15 protein-coding genes and 1 pseudogene (1 of these 16 cut by a window edge) are annotated in these 16,148 nt (G+C 59.8%); 9 read left to right on the top strand and 7 right to left on the bottom strand.

Annotated elements, in window-relative coordinates; all coding sequences use genetic code 11:
- From pheT to EL199_RS03350, 7 genes are all read right to left on the bottom strand, one after another.
- Window positions 1-2,224, bottom strand: partial view of a phenylalanine--tRNA ligase subunit beta gene (gene pheT, locus EL199_RS03380; RefSeq protein WP_004140248.1) — the 5' portion only. 173 nt of this gene lie to the left of the window's left edge; 2,224 of the gene's 2,397 nt are visible here — the first part of the coding sequence; the start codon lies at window positions 2,222-2,224; the stop codon falls past the left edge of the window.
- A gap of 9 nt (window positions 2,225-2,233) precedes the next feature.
- A complete protein-coding gene (pheS, locus tag EL199_RS03375; protein WP_004140249.1) occupies window positions 2,234-3,268 on the bottom strand; it encodes a phenylalanine--tRNA ligase subunit alpha in 1,035 nt (344 codons plus the stop codon).
- 86 nt (window positions 3,269-3,354) lie between these two features.
- Complete coding sequence (gene rplT / locus EL199_RS03370) at window positions 3,355-3,708, bottom strand: 50S ribosomal protein L20 (protein ID WP_004140250.1); 354 nt, start codon at window positions 3,706-3,708, stop codon at window positions 3,355-3,357.
- Window positions 3,709-3,717: 9 nt separating this feature from the next.
- Window positions 3,718-3,906, bottom strand: a complete 189-nt coding sequence (rpmI, locus tag EL199_RS03365; RefSeq protein WP_004140251.1) for a 50S ribosomal protein L35 — start codon at window positions 3,904-3,906, stop codon at window positions 3,718-3,720.
- Between the two features lie 59 nt (window positions 3,907-3,965).
- Window positions 3,966-4,481: a translation initiation factor IF-3 gene (infC, locus tag EL199_RS03360; protein ID WP_079539590.1), complete on the bottom strand. Its 516-nt coding sequence runs from the start codon at window positions 4,479-4,481 to the stop codon at window positions 3,966-3,968.
- A 2-nt stretch (window positions 4,482-4,483) separates the two neighbouring features.
- On the bottom strand, window positions 4,484-6,403 hold the full coding sequence (gene thrS, locus EL199_RS03355) for a threonine--tRNA ligase (RefSeq protein WP_004140255.1): 1,920 nt from the start codon (window positions 6,401-6,403) through the stop codon (window positions 4,484-4,486).
- Window positions 6,404-6,583: 180 nt separating this feature from the next.
- Window positions 6,584-7,597 (bottom strand): SIS domain-containing protein, encoded by a 1,014-nt coding sequence (locus tag EL199_RS03350; protein WP_040354987.1) that lies wholly within the window; start codon window positions 7,595-7,597, stop codon window positions 6,584-6,586.
- A 300-nt stretch (window positions 7,598-7,897) separates the two neighbouring features.
- Between EL199_RS03350 and EL199_RS03345 the strand changes: the two genes are divergently transcribed.
- From EL199_RS03345 to ptsP, 9 genes and pseudogenes are all read left to right on the top strand, one after another.
- On the top strand, window positions 7,898-8,686 hold the full coding sequence (locus EL199_RS03345) for a DeoR/GlpR family DNA-binding transcription regulator (RefSeq protein ID WP_126315988.1): 789 nt from the start codon (window positions 7,898-7,900) through the stop codon (window positions 8,684-8,686).
- Complete coding sequence (locus EL199_RS03340; protein ID WP_004140263.1) at window positions 8,676-9,938, top strand: class II D-tagatose-bisphosphate aldolase, non-catalytic subunit; 1,263 nt, start codon at window positions 8,676-8,678, stop codon at window positions 9,936-9,938. The genes EL199_RS03345 and EL199_RS03340 overlap by 11 nt, the downstream gene beginning before the upstream one ends.
- 138 nt (window positions 9,939-10,076) lie before the next feature.
- On the top strand, window positions 10,077-11,255 hold the full coding sequence (locus EL199_RS03335; protein WP_004140264.1) for an SIS domain-containing protein: 1,179 nt from the start codon (window positions 10,077-10,079) through the stop codon (window positions 11,253-11,255).
- A 65-nt stretch (window positions 11,256-11,320) separates the two neighbouring features.
- Entirely contained in the window at window positions 11,321-11,803 is a 483-nt protein-coding gene (gene agaV / locus EL199_RS03330; RefSeq protein WP_004140265.1) for a PTS N-acetylgalactosamine transporter subunit IIB, read from the top strand.
- 21 nt (window positions 11,804-11,824) lie between these two features.
- Window positions 11,825-12,610, top strand: coding sequence for a PTS N-acetylgalactosamine transporter subunit IIC (gene agaW / locus EL199_RS03325; protein WP_004140267.1), 786 nt, complete (start codon window positions 11,825-11,827; stop codon window positions 12,608-12,610).
- Window positions 12,611-13,432 (top strand): annotated as a pseudogene (locus EL199_RS03320) (PTS system mannose/fructose/sorbose family transporter subunit IID); the annotation flags it as partial.
- Window positions 13,433-13,525: 93 nt separating this feature from the next.
- Window positions 13,526-13,960 carry a PTS galactosamine/N-acetylgalactosamine transporter subunit IIA gene (gene agaF, locus EL199_RS03315; RefSeq protein WP_004140270.1) on the top strand — a complete coding sequence of 145 codons (435 nt, stop codon included), beginning with the start codon at window positions 13,526-13,528 and terminating at the stop codon, window positions 13,958-13,960.
- Between the two features lie 2 nt (window positions 13,961-13,962).
- Complete coding sequence (locus EL199_RS03310) at window positions 13,963-14,223, top strand: HPr family phosphocarrier protein (RefSeq protein WP_004140271.1); 261 nt, start codon at window positions 13,963-13,965, stop codon at window positions 14,221-14,223.
- A gap of 99 nt (window positions 14,224-14,322) precedes the next feature.
- Window positions 14,323-16,041: a phosphoenolpyruvate--protein phosphotransferase gene (gene ptsP / locus EL199_RS03305; RefSeq protein WP_004140273.1), complete on the top strand. Its 1,719-nt coding sequence runs from the start codon at window positions 14,323-14,325 to the stop codon at window positions 16,039-16,041.
- Window positions 16,042-16,148 lie beyond the last annotated feature (107 nt).

The raw sequence follows: 16,148 nt of genomic DNA, 5'->3' as shown, positions 1-16,148 counted from the left end.
CTGCCAGTAGTGCGCCGATTTGTGTTCGAATACAGGCAAGGATGTCTGCTGCGGCGATATTTTTATCGACGACCAGCGCCAGATCGCGCCGCACCGCCGGGAATTTGCCTATTGTGCGGTAACGCGGCAGGTGTGCGGCGGGTAACCACGCAAGGTCATCCAGCTCAAAGGCGTAGATTTCGCCTCCGCGACTGTCCAGTGTTTGCAAGAGCTGTGGATGCAGGGCGCCGACGCAACCAAGATAGCGACCTTCGCTGTCATAGATGTCGGCACCTTTGCCCGGATGCAGATATGTCTGTTGCGACGGATGGTAGCTGATACCCGGTATTTGTAGCAGCAATGTTTCCACCACAGCTTTGACATCAAAGAAATCTATTTTGCGTGCCTCGGCTGCCCATTGTTCTGGCGCGGCGAGACCGCTCATCACCCCGGCGAGACGGGTCGGCTGCGCGCAATCGGCGATGGTTTTGTCTGTTTGCGGCAGGAAAACGCGGCCAATTTCAAAGAGACGCACGTCTTGCTGTTGGCGGTTGCGGTTGTAGATGACCGCATTGACCAGCCCCGGCAGTAGGCTCAGGCGCATTTCCGCCAAGTTGGCGCTGATGGGGTTTTGCAGGTTGATGGTCGTCGCTTCCGGGAAAAACGCCTGATGGCTAGCGCGATCAATGAAGCTATAGGTAACGGCTTCTTGAAATCCTTGCGCAACCAGCACGTCGCCGTAATAGCGCAGCGCGCGTTTTTCACCCGCGCCATGCTGGTATTCCACTGCGGGCAGGCGGTCGGGAACGTGTGCGTAGCCGTCAATGCGAGCGATTTCTTCGATTAAATCGGCAGGAATCGCGAGGTCAAAGCGCCAACTCGGCGGGATGATTGTCCAGATACCATCGCGGTATTGCACATCGCCGCCCAAGCCTTCCAGAATGTGAGTGACGATTGCGTCGTCGTATTCGCGACCAACGCGCTGCGCGATCGCCGCGCGTTGCAGGGTGATGGCACTACGTTGGGGTAAATCCGTGGCGCTGACACTGGCGGCAATCTCCTCCGCTTCGCCACCGCAGATTTCGGTAATCAGGCGGGCAGCGAGGTTTATCGCCGTTTCTTGCAGGGTGTAATCGACACCGCGCTCAAAGCGCTGCGCGCTGTCGCTGGAAAGGCTGAAGCGGCGCGCTTTGCCCGCGATACGCGGCGGGTTAAACCACGCGGCTTCAAGGATGATGTTCTGCGTCGTATCGCTGCAAGCGCTATCTACACCGCCCATCACTCCCGCGATTGCCAGCGCTTTTTCTGTATCGGCGATAAGCAGCTCGTCGCCCGTAAAGGTCGCTTCGCTGTCGTTGAGCAGGCGCAGGGTTTCGCCCGCATTCGCTTGGCGAATGATGATACCGCCCTGCACTTTGTCCGCATCGAAGGCATGCAGCGGCGTACCGAGGGTCAGCATGACGTAGTTGGTGATGTCCACCACCGGATCGTGGGTGCGGATACCGGCGCGACGCAGTCTTTCAGCAATGTGCGGCGGTGTTGCGCGTCCGATATCAATGCCACGAATAATGCGTCCGAGGTAACGTGGGCAGTCTTGCGGCGCGCGGTTTTCAATGGTCAGCGTCGCATCGCTGCTGATGGCGACACCCGCCGTTTCCAGCGGCGGCAAGCGGTAATCCGCGCCCAGTTCGGCACGACACAATTGGGCAATTTCCCGCGCGAGTCCGAGCATGGAGAAGCAGTCGGCACGGTTCGGCGTCAGGTCAATGTCGATGATGGCGTCGTTCAGACGCAGGTAGTCGCGGATGTCGGCACCGACTGGCGCATCTTCCGGCAGGATGAGCAAGCCCGCATGCTCGTCGCTCAGCCCCAGTTCGCGCGCAGAGCACAGCATGCCGAACGATTCCACGCCGCGCAGTTTGGATTTTTTGATGCGCAGGTCGCCAGGCAGCACCGCACCAATAGTGGCCAGTGGCACTTTGACGCCGACAGCGACGTTGGGCGCACCGCAGACGATTTGCAAGGGTTCGCCGTGACCGCTATCCACGCTGGCGACGCGCAGTTTGTCCGCATCGGGGTGCGGATTCAGGGTCAGCACTTGCGCAACCACCACTCCGGAAAATTCAGGCGCGGCGCGTTCCATGCTGTCCACTTCCAGCCCCGCCATCGTCAGCCGTTCCGCCAACAATTCTGGCGGCAGCGCAATGCCATAGGCTTCTTTCAACCAATCTGTACTCAACAACATGGCTCGTCCTCAAAATTCATGACGGAACTGGCGCAGGAAGCGCACGTCGTTCTCGAAAAACAGGCGCAGATCGTGCACGCCGTAGCGCAGCATCGCCAAACGTTCAATCCCCATGCCGAAGGCGTAACCTTGGTATTTTTCGGGATCAACACCGGCATTGCGCAGCACTTGCGGATGTACCATGCCGCAGCCCAGCACTTCCAACCATTTCACGTTATCACCGCTACCCGCCTCAAAGAAGGCGATATCGACTTCCGCCGACGGCTCGGTGAACGGGAAAAAGGACGGGCGGAAGCGCACCTGCAAATCTTCGCGCGCAAAGAAATCGCGCAGGAAATGGATGATGATGCCCTTGAGGTCGGCAAAGGTGCTGTGGCCATCAACGACCAGGCCTTCGATTTGATGGAACATCGGCGAGTGCGTCGCGTCCAGGTCACTGCGGTAAACGCGTCCGGGAGCGACAATGCGCAGCGGGGCGCCGTCGCGTTCCATCGTGCGGATTTGTACGCCAGAGGTATGCGTGCGCAGCACGGTTTTCGGATCGAAGTAGAAGGTATCCTGCATCGCCCGCGCCGGGTGATGTTCGGGGATGTTCAAAGCAGTGAAGTTGTGAAAATCGTCTTCGATTTCCGGGCCGTCTTCAACGACGAAGCCGAGGCGAGCGAACCAGTCTTCGATGCGGCGGCGCGTCAGCGTCACCGGATGCAAGCCGCCTTGAAATGTCTGCCGTCCGGCGAGGGTCACGTCCACCCGCTCGGCTGCCAGTTTTTCCGCCATCTCCCGCGCACGGAAAGTGTCAATCTTTTCCTGCAACGCTTGCTGGAAATGGGTCTTCGCGTCGTTGATGATTTTGCCCAGTTGCGGACGTTCCTCGGCGCGCGCCTTGGCAAGCTCCTGCATATGCGCGGTAAAGATGCCTTTTTTCGAGAGATAGGTGTTGCGCAGCGCCTCCAGCGCGGGCAGGTCAAGCGCGTCTTTCAGCGCGCGCAACCCGTCCTGCAAGGCTTTTTCCAGCGCTTCCCTGACAGACGATTGTTCACTCACGTTTCTGTTCCCGTGTCATTGATGCCGCTTGCTGCGGCTGATAAAAAACGGCTGCGGGTGCAGCCGTTTTTCGCATGGGTTCCTGCTTACAGGGCTGCTTTCGCTTTTTCGGCGAGCACAGCAAAAACCTGCTTGTTATAGACAGCCAGTTCAGCCAGCATCTTGCGGTCAATCGCGATGCCTGATTTCTTCAGGCCGTTAATGAAGCGGCTGTAGGAAAGACCGTGCTGACGCGCACCGGCGTTGATACGGATAATCCACAGCTGACGGAATTGACGCTTTCTCGCTTTGCGGTCGCGGTAAGCATATTGGCCTGCCTTGATGACCGCCTGTTTGGCGATACGGAAGACTTTGCGGCGGGCGTTGTAATAACCTTTGGCCGCTGCCAGAACTTTCTTGTGGCGGGCGCGTGCGGTTACGCCTCTTTTGACTCGTGCCATGTTTCCTCCTTAACCAATCATCTGCTTGATGGCTTTAACGTCGCTTTCGTGCACCATGACAGTGCCACGCAGCCCGCGTTTACGCTTGGTGGATTTTTTGGTCAGGATGTGACGCGCGTGGGAATGCGAACGCTTGTAGCCGCTCGCTGTTTTTTTGAAGCGCTTGGCAGCGCCCCGGTGGGTTTTCATTTTGGGCATGATAAAACTCGCATTGTTTGTTTCAGTTTCCGCAGCGATGCTGCGGCATGATTGGCAGGTTATTTTTTCGGAGCGAAGACCATCACCATCTGGCGGCCTTCCATCCCCGCTTTTTGCTCAACGACCCCGACTTCCGCCAGATCGGCTTCAATGCGGGTGAGCAATTCCTGCCCGAGACCCTGGTGCGCCATTTCGCGCCCGCGGAAGCGGACGGTTACTTTGGCTTTGTCACCATCAGCAAGGAAACGGTTCAGGTTGCGTAGTTTGACCTGGTAGTCTCCCTCGTCCGTTCCCGGACGAAATTTGATCTCTTTGATTTGGATGCGCTTCTGGTTTTTCCGCGCTTCCTGTTGCTTTTTCTGCTGCTCGAAACGGAATTTGCCGTAATCCATGATTCGGCAGACTGGCGGCGCGGCATTGGCTGCCACTTCCACCAAGTCCAGATCCTGTTCGTAAGCTGCATTCAAAGCATCTTCGATTGATACGACGCCCAGCTGTTCGCCGTCGGCGCCAATCAGGCGAATCTCTGCATCCGTGATCTTTTCATTGACACGGGTTTCTTGTTGCTTAGCTATTGCTAAATCTCCTGTGCTTTCGTGCTGTTCAATTGCTGCAAGTGCGTAATCAGGTCATCGACGCTCATGACGCCGAGATCCTTGCCGTCGCGTTGCCGCACCGAAACGGAAGACGCCGCTTTTTCGCGGTCGCCGGCAACCAGCATGAAGGGTACGCGCTGCAAAGTGTGCTCGCGGATTTTATAGTTAATTTTTTCATTCCGCAAATCTTTTTCCACGCGAAGCCCCGCCGTTGCCAGTTTTTCCGCGACCGCCGTCGCGTAGTCGGCTTGCGCATCGGTAATGGGCATGACGACCGCCTGCACCGGCGACAGCCACAGCGGCATTTGTCCGGCGTACTGCTCAATCAGGATGCCGATAAAGCGCTCCAGCGAGCCGAGGATGGCGCGGTGAATCATCACCGGCGTTTGCCGCACGTCGTTTTCGTCGATGTAGTGCGCGCCAAGGCGTTCCGGCATGGAGAAATCGAGCTGTACCGTACCGCATTGCCAACGGCGGCCGAGGCTGTCTTTCAGGGTAAATTCGATTTTCGGCCCGTAGAACGCGCCTTCGCCCGGTTGTAGGCGGAAAGGTTTGCCCTGCGCTTCCAGCGCCGCTTGCAAATCGGCTTCGGCTTCGTCCCAGATTTCGTCAGAGCCGACGCGCTTTTCCGGACGGGTAGAAAGCGCGAGCTCCACTTCGTCGAAACCGAAGTCGTGGTAAACCTCGTACACCATCTGGCAGACGCGCTCGATTTCCTCGCGAATCTGGCTGCGGGTGCAGAAAATATGGCCATCGTCCTGGACGAAGCGGCGCACCCGCATCAGCCCGTGCAGCGTGCCGGACGGTTCATTGCGGTGGCAAATGCCAAATTCGGCGTAGCGCACCGGCAGTTCGCGGTAGCTGCGCAGTCCCTGGTTGAAAATCTGGATGTGCCCGGGGCAGTTCATCGGCTTGATAGCGTAGTCGTGTTCGTCAATGCAGCAGGTGAACATATTGCCGCCGAACTTGTCCCAGTGGCCGGATTTTTCCCACAGCGAGCGGTCCAGAATCTGCGGCCCCTGTACTTCTTCGTAGCCGTATTTGCGCAGTTTGCCGCGCATATAGTTCTCGATTTCGCGGTAGATGACCCAGCCCTTCGCGTGCCAGAAAACCATGCCCGGCGCTTCTTCCTGCAAATGGAAGAAATCAAGCTGTTTGCCGATGCGACGGTGGTCGCGTTTTTCTGCTTCTGCCTGCTGTTGCAGGTAGGCATCCAGCGTTTTCTGGTCAGCGAAGGCAACGCCGTAGATGCGTTGCAGCGGTTCGCCGCTCGCGTCGCCGCGCCAGTAAGAGCCGGAAAGCTTGGTCAGTTTGAACGCCTTGACGTGTCCCATATGCGGCACGTGCGGCCCGCGGCACATGTCGAGGTATTCCTGATGGTGATACAGGCCGACTTCCTTGACGCTGTCGTCGAAGTCGTCAATCAGGCGGAGTTTGAAATCCTCGTGGCGGTCACTGAACGCCTTGCGCGCGTCCGCCACCGGCGTCCACACCTTCTCCACCGCATAGCCGGTCGCTGCCAGATCTTTCATGCGCGCTTCCAGCTTCTCCAAATCTTCCGGCGTGAAGCGGTGTTCGCTGTCGATGTCATAGTAGAAGCCGTTTTCAATCACCGGCCCGATGACCATTTTTGCCTCCGGCCACAGCTGCTTCAGCGCGTGACCGAGCAGGTGCGCGGTGGAGTGGCGGATGATATCCACCCCCGCATCTTCCTTGGCGGTGATGATGGCAACGCTGGCGTCGGCGGTAATCGGGTCGCTCAAGTCGCGCTCAACGCCATCAACGCGCACAGCAAGCGCCGCTTTGGCGAGACCGCTGCCGATACTGGCGGCGATGTCCCGCCCGCTGGTCGGGTTTTCATATTGACGGACGCTGCCGTCGGGCAAAGTGATGTTTAACATAGTCAGTTCCTTGTTACGGCGAATACCACACGCCGTTCAATACCAAAAAAAAGAGCGGGCATTGTACGCCAATGCCCGCGATTTTTCAGGGGAATCATGCCAATCCGCACACGCGAACGGAGCGCAGTCAGCACCGGTTATACATACACCTGAGCGCTCAGGGTGTATGTAAATTGGGCCTTATACCGTCTGCGTGACTTTTTGCAGATAGGGCGGTTCGTCGGGGTTGAGGCCGCGGGCTTCAGAGAGTTGCGCGGCGGCGACGTACCACGAGAGGATGCCGGTGAGGCCTTGCAGCGCGTCGTGGCCGGCGTCGATGTGCGGCAGGTGCACGGTTCCGGCGACTTTTTTGTCGCTGGCGAGCAGGACTTGCGCGCCGCGCGCCGCGAATTTTTCGGCCAGTTGCAGGGCGTCGGCCTGGTAGTGGTCGGGCGGAGCGAAGAGCAGTACTGGGAAGCCGTCATGGACGATGGCCATCGGCCCGTGTTGGACTTCGGCGGCGGAGAAGGCTTCGCCTTGTAATTGACAGGTTTCTTTGCATTTCAGCGCCGCTTCTTGCGCGATGGAGAGGCCGGTACCGCGGCCGACGACGAACAGCCGTTCGCGCGGGGTAAGCGCTTCTACCGCTGCTGCCCAGTCGGCGTTCGCGGCTTGTTCGAGTTTGTCCGGCAGGGCTTGGAGCGCGTCTTGCAGTTTGCGGTCGCCGTTCCAGTGGGCGAGCAGGTGCAGGCCGAGGGCGACGGTGGCGATGAAGCTTTTGGTCGCGGCGACGCTTTTTTCCGGCCCGGCTTGTACGGCCAGCACGTGCTGGCTGGCTTCGATGATGGGCGACGGCACGACGTTCACCAGCGTCGCGGTGCGGGCGCCGCCTGCCGCCAGCGCTTTCAGCATGGCGATGACGTCCGGCGGGCTGCCGGATTGGGAGGCGCCGAGGGCGAGGTAGTCCTGCACCTGCCACGGGGTTTGTAGGACGCTGCTCAGGGACGGCGGCAGCGAGGCGACCGCCATGCCGCGCGTGTGCATGAGGAGGTAGCCGAGGTAGCCGAGGGCGTGGTCGGAGGTGCCGCGGGCGACGCTGACGATGCCGCGCGGGGTTTGGCTTTTGAGCGCCTCGGCAAGGGCGAGCGCCTGGCTCGTGTCCTGGTTGGCGACGATGGCGGCGCTTTCGCGCGCTTCTTTTAGCATGTATGACATGGGATGCTCCGTTGTTATGATGTGTGTAGCGCGCATCATACTATGAGTTGATTCCGCGCCGCAGTTCTGTGTGGCCGCCCAATTTTTTACACACTTCAACCACACAGCGCATCAGACTGTTTTTCCGACGGTTCGAGCCAAATCTCCGCCGCTGTCGCCGGAATTTTCACAGAAAATCACAACCGATAATTGCAAAAATCCGCGCGTTACACCATTTTTTCACGTGGATTATTGACACCTCTTGCGTGTCGCCGTAACATTCTTCGTGAACCCCCACTATGCAGGGAGCATGCAATGTCCATGAAGTCCGATACTACGGTTGATCGGCGCGCACAAATCCAGACTTTATTGAACGAGCAAGGCGTCGTTAATTCGCAGGAATTGGCGGAGCGCTTCGAGGTTTCGTTGATGACGATTTACCGTGACCTCGATTATTTGCAGGAACAAGGCGTTGCCAAACGTCAGCACGGCGGCGCCGTCTCTGCTGACCGCTTTATTTCGCCGCTGAAACGCAGTCTGCGCGAGTCGCAGAATGTGGAAGCCAAGCGCCTGATTGGCCGCTGGGCGGCGGAGCATTTGGTTAATCAGATTGATGATTCGCTCATCGTTGATTCCGGCACGACTACGCTGGAGTTCGTGCGCGCCCTGCCGGACGTGCCGATTAATGTGATGGTGAACAGCCTTGACGCGCTTTCCATCCTCGCCATTCATAAGAACACCAACGTTTATGCGCTCGGTGGCGAATTGCGCAAGGACGTGATGGCGTTTGAAGGGGCGATTACCACCGACAATCTGCGCCAGTGCCATTTTTCCAAGGCGTTCATCAGCGCCGACGGCATCGACCTCGAAGCGGGGCTGACGACCACGAACGAACAGCGCGCCCGCCTCACCCGCCTCATGGCCGAACACGCGCAGGAAGTTTATCTGCTCGCCGATTGTTCCAAGTACGGCAAGCGTTCTTTCCGCACCTTCTTCCACTTCGACCGCATTACCGCCGTCATTTCCGAGGCGGACGTGCCGGAGCTTTATAAACAGCATTTCCGTCAACACGACATCCGTCTCATCGAGGTAAGCGACGATGGAAAATAGAGTTGCGGCCGTCATCGCCGCACACAAACGACACGGGTGCGGCGGCATCGTTTCCGTATGCAGCGCCCACCCAGCCGTCATCCGCGCCGCTGAAGAACTGGCGCGCGAATACGGCGCGACCCTCCTGCTCGAATCCACCTCGAATCAGGTTGACCAATTTGGCGGCTATACCGGGCTGACCCCGGCGCAATTCATCGCTCAGGTGAAAGCCCTGCTGCCCGCCGACGCCAACCCCGTCTTCGGTGGCGACCATCTCGGCCCGAACCGCTGGCAACACCTACCCTCGGACGAGGCGATGAAAAACAGCGAAGAACTTATCCGCCATTACGTCCAGGCCGGTTACGAAAAAATCCACCTCGATTGCAGCATGAGCTGCGCCGGCGACCCGGTGCCGCTGCCGGACGCGACCGTCGCCGAACGCGCCGCCCGCCTCTGCCGCATCGCCGAAGACACGCGCGCCGCTATGCCCGGCGCCGTGCCGCTGGTTTACATCATCGGCACCGAAGTACCCGTGCCCGGCGGGGCGAAAGAAGCGCTCGATGGCGTCACGCCGACCACGCCGGACGCCGCGCGCACCACCTACGCCGTACATAAAGACACCTTCGCCGCGCACGGCCTCGGCGATGACGTCTGGGCGCGGGTCGTGGCGCTGGTCGTCCAGCCCGGCGTCGAATTTGACCATCACGGCGTCGAAGACTACCGCCCCGAACGCGCCACCGCACTCTCGGCGGTCGCCAACGACTTTCCGCACGCCGTCTTTGAAGCGCATTCCACCGATTACCAAACCCCGCAGGCGTTCAAGGCGCTGGTACGCGACCACTTCGCCATCCTCAAAGTCGGCCCGGCGCTGACCTTCGCCTACCGCGAAGCGGTTTATGCGCTAAACCACATCGCGCGCAAGCTGAAACTAAACGCGCCGGACGTGGAAGCGGCGGCCGAAGCGCTGATGCTGGCCGAGCCTGCGCAATGGCAGAAGTATTACCACGGCGACGCGGACGAACAGCGCCTCTTGCGCCACTACAGCCTCTCCGACCGCATCCGCTACTACTGGAGTCAGCCACAACTGGACGAAGCCGTGCAGGGGCTGCGTGCCGCCCTCGGTACGCGCCCCTTGCCCTTCGGACTCGCACACCAATACCTGCCGGACGCGGTTGAAGCCTGCCGCGCGCGTGGCGAGGCGCTGACGGCAGAGAACCTCATCCGTCACCACATCCGCGCCGCATTGGTGCCGTACTACGAGGCGTGTGTCTGATTCATTTACATACACGAAAGCGCTCAAGGTGTATGTAAACAACTAGCCCTCAACCAAACCGCATTGCAGTTGGGTTATGCGCTTCGCGCTAACCCAACCTACCCGGCTTGCGCCCATAAAAACCACAACGGAGCCATCATGCTATTTGGCAAAGAACCCCACTGGTTCGCCAACCACGGCGCAACCGCAACCGCGCGCGAAATCCATCAACAAGGCGACTGCTGGCAGAAAATCCCGGCGTTGCTCGCCGCTACCGACCCGGCGCTGAAAAGCCGCCTGCACGCCGCCCTGCACGACGCGCGTGCGACCATCGCTTTCAGCGGCGCCGGAACATCCGCCTACGTCGGCGACATCCTCGCCCCCGCCATCCAGCGCCACAGCCGCGCACATTGCCTTACTACCGCTAGCACCGATTTGGTCGCCCAACCGGCAGGCAAACTGCCACGCGATGCACACGGCTTCCTCTTTGCCTTCGCGCGCAGCGGCAACTCGCCGGAAAGCGTTGCCAGCCTGGAAAAAGCGGCGGCGGTTGCGCCGGAGCTCGTCCCCGTCGCCGTCACCTGCAACGACCACGGCGCGCTCGCCGAACATTGCCGCAACGGCCACGGCTACTGCTGCCAAATGCCGCCGGAAACCCACGACGAAAGCTTCGTCATGACCTCCAGCTTCTCGACGATGACGCTGTTTACCGCCGCCCTCTGCCGCGAAGCGCTCGACTTGCCGCCGCCGGACTTCGCCGCGCTTGCCGCCGCGCAGCGCCGCATCAGCGACACCTTCTACACCTCAACCGCGCTGGATGCGCTCGCCGCCTGTAACCGCATCATCTACCTCGGCAGCGACGCGCTCTACGGCGCGACCCGCGAAAGCGCGCTGAAAATCCTGGAAATGACCGCAGGCAAAATCCCGACGATGGCGGAAACCACCCTCGGCTTCCGCCACGGCCCGAAATCGCTGATTAACGGCGAAACGGCGGTGTGCTTCCTCGTCTCCAGCGACCCGTACACGCAGCAATACGACCGCGACCTGGCGCTGGAAGTGCTGGGCGACGGCAACGCCGCGCAAGTGCTGATATTTGCGCCCGCCGCCTTCCTCGCCCGCTACCCGGAACTCGCCGCGAGCCGCGCGCACGTCATCGCCTTCGATGCGGCGCTGGACGGCCAGGACGACGCGGCGCTCGCTCCGCTCTACGTGCAATACGCACAACTGAGCGGCCTGCGCTGCGCACTCGATGCAGGCATCTCGCCGGACAACCCCAGCCCGGACGGCAGCGTCAACCGCGTCGTCAAAGGCGTTACGGATTACCCGTATCCAGCGTGAGCCGTGGGGGATGACTGACGCTCTCCCCACAACCCCATCCCAACAAATAAAGGAGCCTTAAAAACATGGCAGAACCCAATATCCTCCTCACCCGCATCGACAACCGCCTCATCCACGGGCAGGTCGGCATGACCTGGACGAACTGGCTGGGCGCGAACCTCGTCGTCGTCGCCGATGACGAAATCGCCGCCGATCCGGTACAACAAAACCTGATGGAAATGGCGATTACCGGCAACGTCGGCGCGCGCTTCTTCACCCTGCAAAAAACCATCGACATCATCCACAAAGCGGCACCCAGCCAAAAAATCTTCCTCGTGGTGCGCACCCCGCAGAACGCGCTCACCCTCATCAAGGGCGGCGTGCCCATCAAGGAAATCAACGTCGGCAACCTCCACTTTGCCGAAGGCAAAAAGCAAGTCTCCAAAGTCATCAGCGTGACCGAGGACGACATCCGCTGCTTCCAGGAACTCGAAGCGCTCGGCATCGCCTGCACCGCGCAGGGCACGCCGGACGATGCGAAAAAACCCATCCTGTCCCTCATCCTCTAACCCCATCCCCAGGAGCTCACCATGGAAATCCTCCATCAAGTCACCTTCCTGCAGGCGTTGATGGTCGCCATCTTCGCCGGACTGGCAGGCATCGACCTCTTCAACGTCCTCACCCACATCCACCGCCCGATAATCGCCGGCCCCATCGTCGGCATCCTCATGGGCGACCCGCAGGCGGGACTCGTCGCCGGCGCATCCTTTGAACTGATGTGGATGGGCCTCGTACCGCTCGCTGGCGCCCAACCGCCGAACGTCGTCATGGGCGGCATCATCGGCACCGCCTTCGTCATTGCCACCGGCAAAAGTGCGCAAGAAGCCATCGCCGTCGCCATCCCCTTTGCCATCTTCGTCCAGGTCTGCATCACTTTCCTCTTCACCGCCTTCTCGCCGCTGATGAAAAAAGCCGACCACTACGCCGACACCCTCAACTTCGGCGGCATCGCCAGCCTGAACTACCTCGGCATGGCAATCCTCTTCTGCTTCTACTCCATCGTCGCCTTCGGCGTGGTGTACTTCGGCGCGGCCAAAGCGGCAGAATACGTGCACTTCGTGCCGAAATGGATCTCCGAAGGCCTCGGCATGGCAGGCGGCCTGATGCCCGCCATTGGCTTCGGCATCCTGCTCAACATCATGCTGCGCAAAGAATACGTCGCCTACTTCATCCTCGGCTTCGTCCTCGTCGCCTACCTCAACCAACCGCTGCTTGCCATCGCGCTCATCGGCACCGCATTCGCGCTGATCGAATACTTCATCCGCGACAGCCAGCCCGCCAAAACCTCCGCCCCGCAAGAAGAAGAAGGAATCTAAGCCATGAGTACCGAAAACTACGACGTCTACAAAGACCAAAGCGCCGCAAAAGTCATCACCTCAAAAGACCTGAGCCGCATGGCGTGGCGCTCGCTCTTCCTGCAAGCCTCCTTCAACTACGAACGGATGCAGGCCAACGGCTGGCTCTACACCATCCTGCCCGCACTGCGCAAAATCCACAAAAACCCGGACGACCTGCGCCAGTCCATGCGCATGCACCTCGAATTCTTCAACACCCACCCCTTCCTCGTCACCTTCATCTCCGGCCTCGTCGTCTCGATGGAAGAAGCGAAAGAAAACATCTCCACCATCCGCGCCATCAAAGTCTCCACCATGGGACCGGGCGGCGGGATCGGCGATGCCGTCTTCTGGCTGACCCTGCTCTCCATCTGCGGTGGCGTCGGCGCGTCCTTCTCGCTCTCCGGCTCATGGCTCGGCCCCATCTTCTTCCTCGTCGCCTTTAACGTTGTCCACTTCGCGCTGCGCTTTGGCCTTGCCAACTACGGCTACAAAATGGGCGTCTCCGCCATCGCCAACCTCAAAGAACAAACGCGCAAACTCAGCCACGCCGCCTCCATCGTCGGCCTGACCGTCATCGGCGCGATGACCGCGAGCTACGTCCGCCTCGAATCCGGACTACAACTGGTGCGCCACGTCGAAGGCGTCGAAAAACCCTTCGTGTACAGCCTGCAAAAAGACCTGATCGACCCCATCATGCCGAAACTGCTGCCGCTCTTGTGGACACTCTTCATCCTCTGGCGCATCAAAAAAGGCACCTCCACCCTCAAACTGGTGGTATGGACCATCATCTTCGGCCTCGTCTGCATCGGCCTGCCGGTACTGGTCAAACACTGGTTCGGCGTGGACATCATCGACCCGGCCGTCCTCGCCGAACGCATGAGCCAAGGCTAACCCATGACCGCCATCATCATCACCGGGCACGGCCAATTCGCCACCGGTATCCACTCCGCCCTCACCCTCATCAGCGGCACGTCGCCAGACGTGCACGCAGTGAACTTCGAAGAAGGCGACACCCCGGACGCGCTCGGTGAGAAACTGGCAAAAATACTAAAAATATATGAGAATGACAGCGTGGTCATCTTCACCGACATCATTGGCGGCGCGCCCTTCCGGCAAGCCGCCCTGCTCGCCAGCAGCAGAGAAAACATTGACGTCGTCTATGGCACCACACTGCACATGCTCGTCGAAGCCACCCTTGAAAAAGACGACTACGACGCAGCCCGCGCCCTGGTGGCGCAATTGCTGGAAAACGCACGCGAAGGCATCGGTAGCCTGAGCAGCTACAGCCGCAAAGTGCCACCACCACCCGCAACAGAAGAAGGACTGTAAACATGCAAGAAAAAAACCTCACCCTGAACAACCCGTCAGGCCTGCACGCCCGCCCGGCCAAAGACTTCGTCCAACTCGCCAAAGGCTTTGAAGCAAACGTCACCATCGTTAAAGACGGCAACGAATACAACGGCAAATCCCTGATGAAACTGCTCCAGGCAGGCCTCAGCAAAGGCGACCAGCTCGTACTGAAAACCGACGGCGCCGACGAAGCTGACGCCCTCGAAAAACTCGCCGACTACATCACCAACCTCGCGGAATAACCCGCACCCCCTGAGCCTGTTCCGAAGAACAGGCTCAAACATACCGCCGCAGCGGGCAGCGGCTGCGGCAACACACCGCCAACCCTAGAGGAGCACCTCATGAAAAACTACGAAGGACTCGCCGCCTCCCCCGGCATAGCAATCGGCCAAGCCTGGATCTTCCGCCCGCAAACCCCGAACATCGATACCCGCAGCATCACCGAAGACGAAATCAAAAGCGAATACCGCGCCTTCCGCAATGCGCAGGCCAAAGTCGATGCCCACTTAGAAGCCCTCTACAACCGCGTCCTCGAAAAACAGGGCGAACACGAAGCTGCCATCTTCGAAAGCCACCGCGAACTGCTCGCCGACGAAGAACTCGAAAACGACATCCAGGCACTCATCCGCGACGAACGCAAAACCGCCACCGCCGCCGTCAAAGAATACCTTGACCAAGTCGCCGCCAGCATGCGCGCCCTCGAAGACGAATACCTGCGCGAACGCGCCGCCGAATTCGAAGACCTGCAAAACAACCTCCTCCTCGCGCTCAACGGCCTGCCGTTTGCCTCCCTTGCCAGCGCGCCGCCGGACAGCGTCATCTTCGCCGAAGACCTCACCCCCTCCGAAACCGCACAACTTGACGTCGAAAAAGTACGCGGCTTCGTCCTCGAACACGGCGGACTGACCAGCCACGTCGCCATCCTCGCGCGCAACCTCGGCATGCCGGCCGTCATGGGCATGCGCAACATCATGAACGAAGTCCGCAGCGGCATCACCGCCCTGCTCGACGGCGACACCGGCAAACTCATCCTCGACCCGGACGACAAAACCCGCGGCCTCTACACCGAGAAAAAAGCCCAACAAGACGCACAAAAAGCCGAATACGCCAAACTGCACGGCAAACCGGCGACCACCGAAGACGGCAAAACCTTCGCCCTCTACAGCAACATCGGCTCGCCGAACGACCTGCACCTCATCGACGAAAACGGCAGCGAAGGCATCGGCCTCTTCCGCAGCGAATTCCTCTTCATGGAAAACAAACAGGCGCCGAGCGAAGACCAACAATACGCCATCTACCGCAAAGTCGCCGAACACATGAAAGGCAAAACCGTCATCCTGCGCCTACTGGACATCGGCGGCGACAAACCACTCTCCTACCTCAACTTCCCCAAAGAAGAAAACCCCTTCCTCGGCTGGCGCGGCGTCCGCCTCTACAAAGACAACCCCGAAGTCTTCCTGAGCCAAATCCGCGCCGCCATTCGCGCCGCCGCCTACGGCGACCTATGGGTCATGATTCCGATGGTCATCAGCCTGGACGAAGTGCGCTGGGTCAAACAACAAATCGCCGAACAATCCGTCAAACTCGAAGCCGAAGGGCGTAACCACAACCCGCACATCAAAGTCGGCATCATGATCGAAACCCCGGCGTCCGCGCTCATTGCCGAACAACTCGCACAAGAAGCGGCATTCTTCAGTATCGGCACCAACGACCTCACCCAATACACCCTCGCCGTTGACCGCGGCAACACCAAAATCAGCGTGCTGTATGACGGCCTGCACCCCGCCGTACTGCGCCTGATGAAAATGACCTGCGACGCCGGGCGCAAAGCGGGCATTGACGTCGGCATCTGCGGCGAAATGGGCGGCCAGCTGGAAGCGACCCCGCTGCTCGTCGGCATGGGCTTCAACGAAATCTCCATCAGCGGCAAAATGCTGCCTGCCGTCAAATACAGCATCAGCCGCCTGAACGCTGCGGCCTGCCGCGAACTGCTGGACAAAGCGATCGCCGCCAACGACGCCGAAGCCGTGCGCAAACTGCTGCAAGACATCAAACACTAAACCTGCTGCGATTGGGTTAGGCCAAGCCGTAACCCAACAAAAACAGAAATGGGGCGGTTACGGGATTTACCCTAACCGCCCCTATTACTTTGAATGGATGGGTATAA

It is taken from the genome of Cardiobacterium hominis (assembly GCF_900637305.1).
GTDB classification, from domain to species: Bacteria; Pseudomonadota; Gammaproteobacteria; order Cardiobacteriales; family Cardiobacteriaceae; genus Cardiobacterium; species Cardiobacterium hominis.
This window is presented reverse-complemented; position numbering and strand designations above follow the sequence as displayed.

Excerpts from the sequence above, each read along its gene's own strand:
- rplT (WP_004140250.1), bottom strand. The coding sequence starts at position 3,708 with ATGGCACGAGTCAAAAGAGGCGTAACCGCACGCGCCCGCCACAAGAAA.
- rpmI (WP_004140251.1), bottom strand. The coding sequence starts at position 3,906 with ATGCCCAAAATGAAAACCCACCGGGGCGCTGCCAAGCGCTTCAAAAAA.
- thrS (WP_004140255.1), bottom strand. The coding sequence starts at position 6,403 with ATGTTAAACATCACTTTGCCCGACGGCAGCGTCCGTCAATATGAAAAC.
- EL199_RS03350 (WP_040354987.1), bottom strand. The coding sequence starts at position 7,597 with ATGTCATACATGCTAAAAGAAGCGCGCGAAAGCGCCGCCATCGTCGCC.
- EL199_RS03345 (WP_126315988.1), top strand. The coding sequence starts at position 7,898 with ATGAAGTCCGATACTACGGTTGATCGGCGCGCACAAATCCAGACTTTA.
- EL199_RS03340 (WP_004140263.1), top strand. The coding sequence starts at position 8,676 with ATGGAAAATAGAGTTGCGGCCGTCATCGCCGCACACAAACGACACGGG.
- EL199_RS03335 (WP_004140264.1), top strand. The coding sequence starts at position 10,077 with ATGCTATTTGGCAAAGAACCCCACTGGTTCGCCAACCACGGCGCAACC.
- agaV (WP_004140265.1), top strand. The coding sequence starts at position 11,321 with ATGGCAGAACCCAATATCCTCCTCACCCGCATCGACAACCGCCTCATC.
- agaW (WP_004140267.1), top strand. The coding sequence starts at position 11,825 with ATGGAAATCCTCCATCAAGTCACCTTCCTGCAGGCGTTGATGGTCGCC.
- agaF (WP_004140270.1), top strand. The coding sequence starts at position 13,526 with ATGACCGCCATCATCATCACCGGGCACGGCCAATTCGCCACCGGTATC.
- EL199_RS03310 (WP_004140271.1), top strand. The coding sequence starts at position 13,963 with ATGCAAGAAAAAAACCTCACCCTGAACAACCCGTCAGGCCTGCACGCC.
- ptsP (WP_004140273.1), top strand. The coding sequence starts at position 14,323 with ATGAAAAACTACGAAGGACTCGCCGCCTCCCCCGGCATAGCAATCGGC.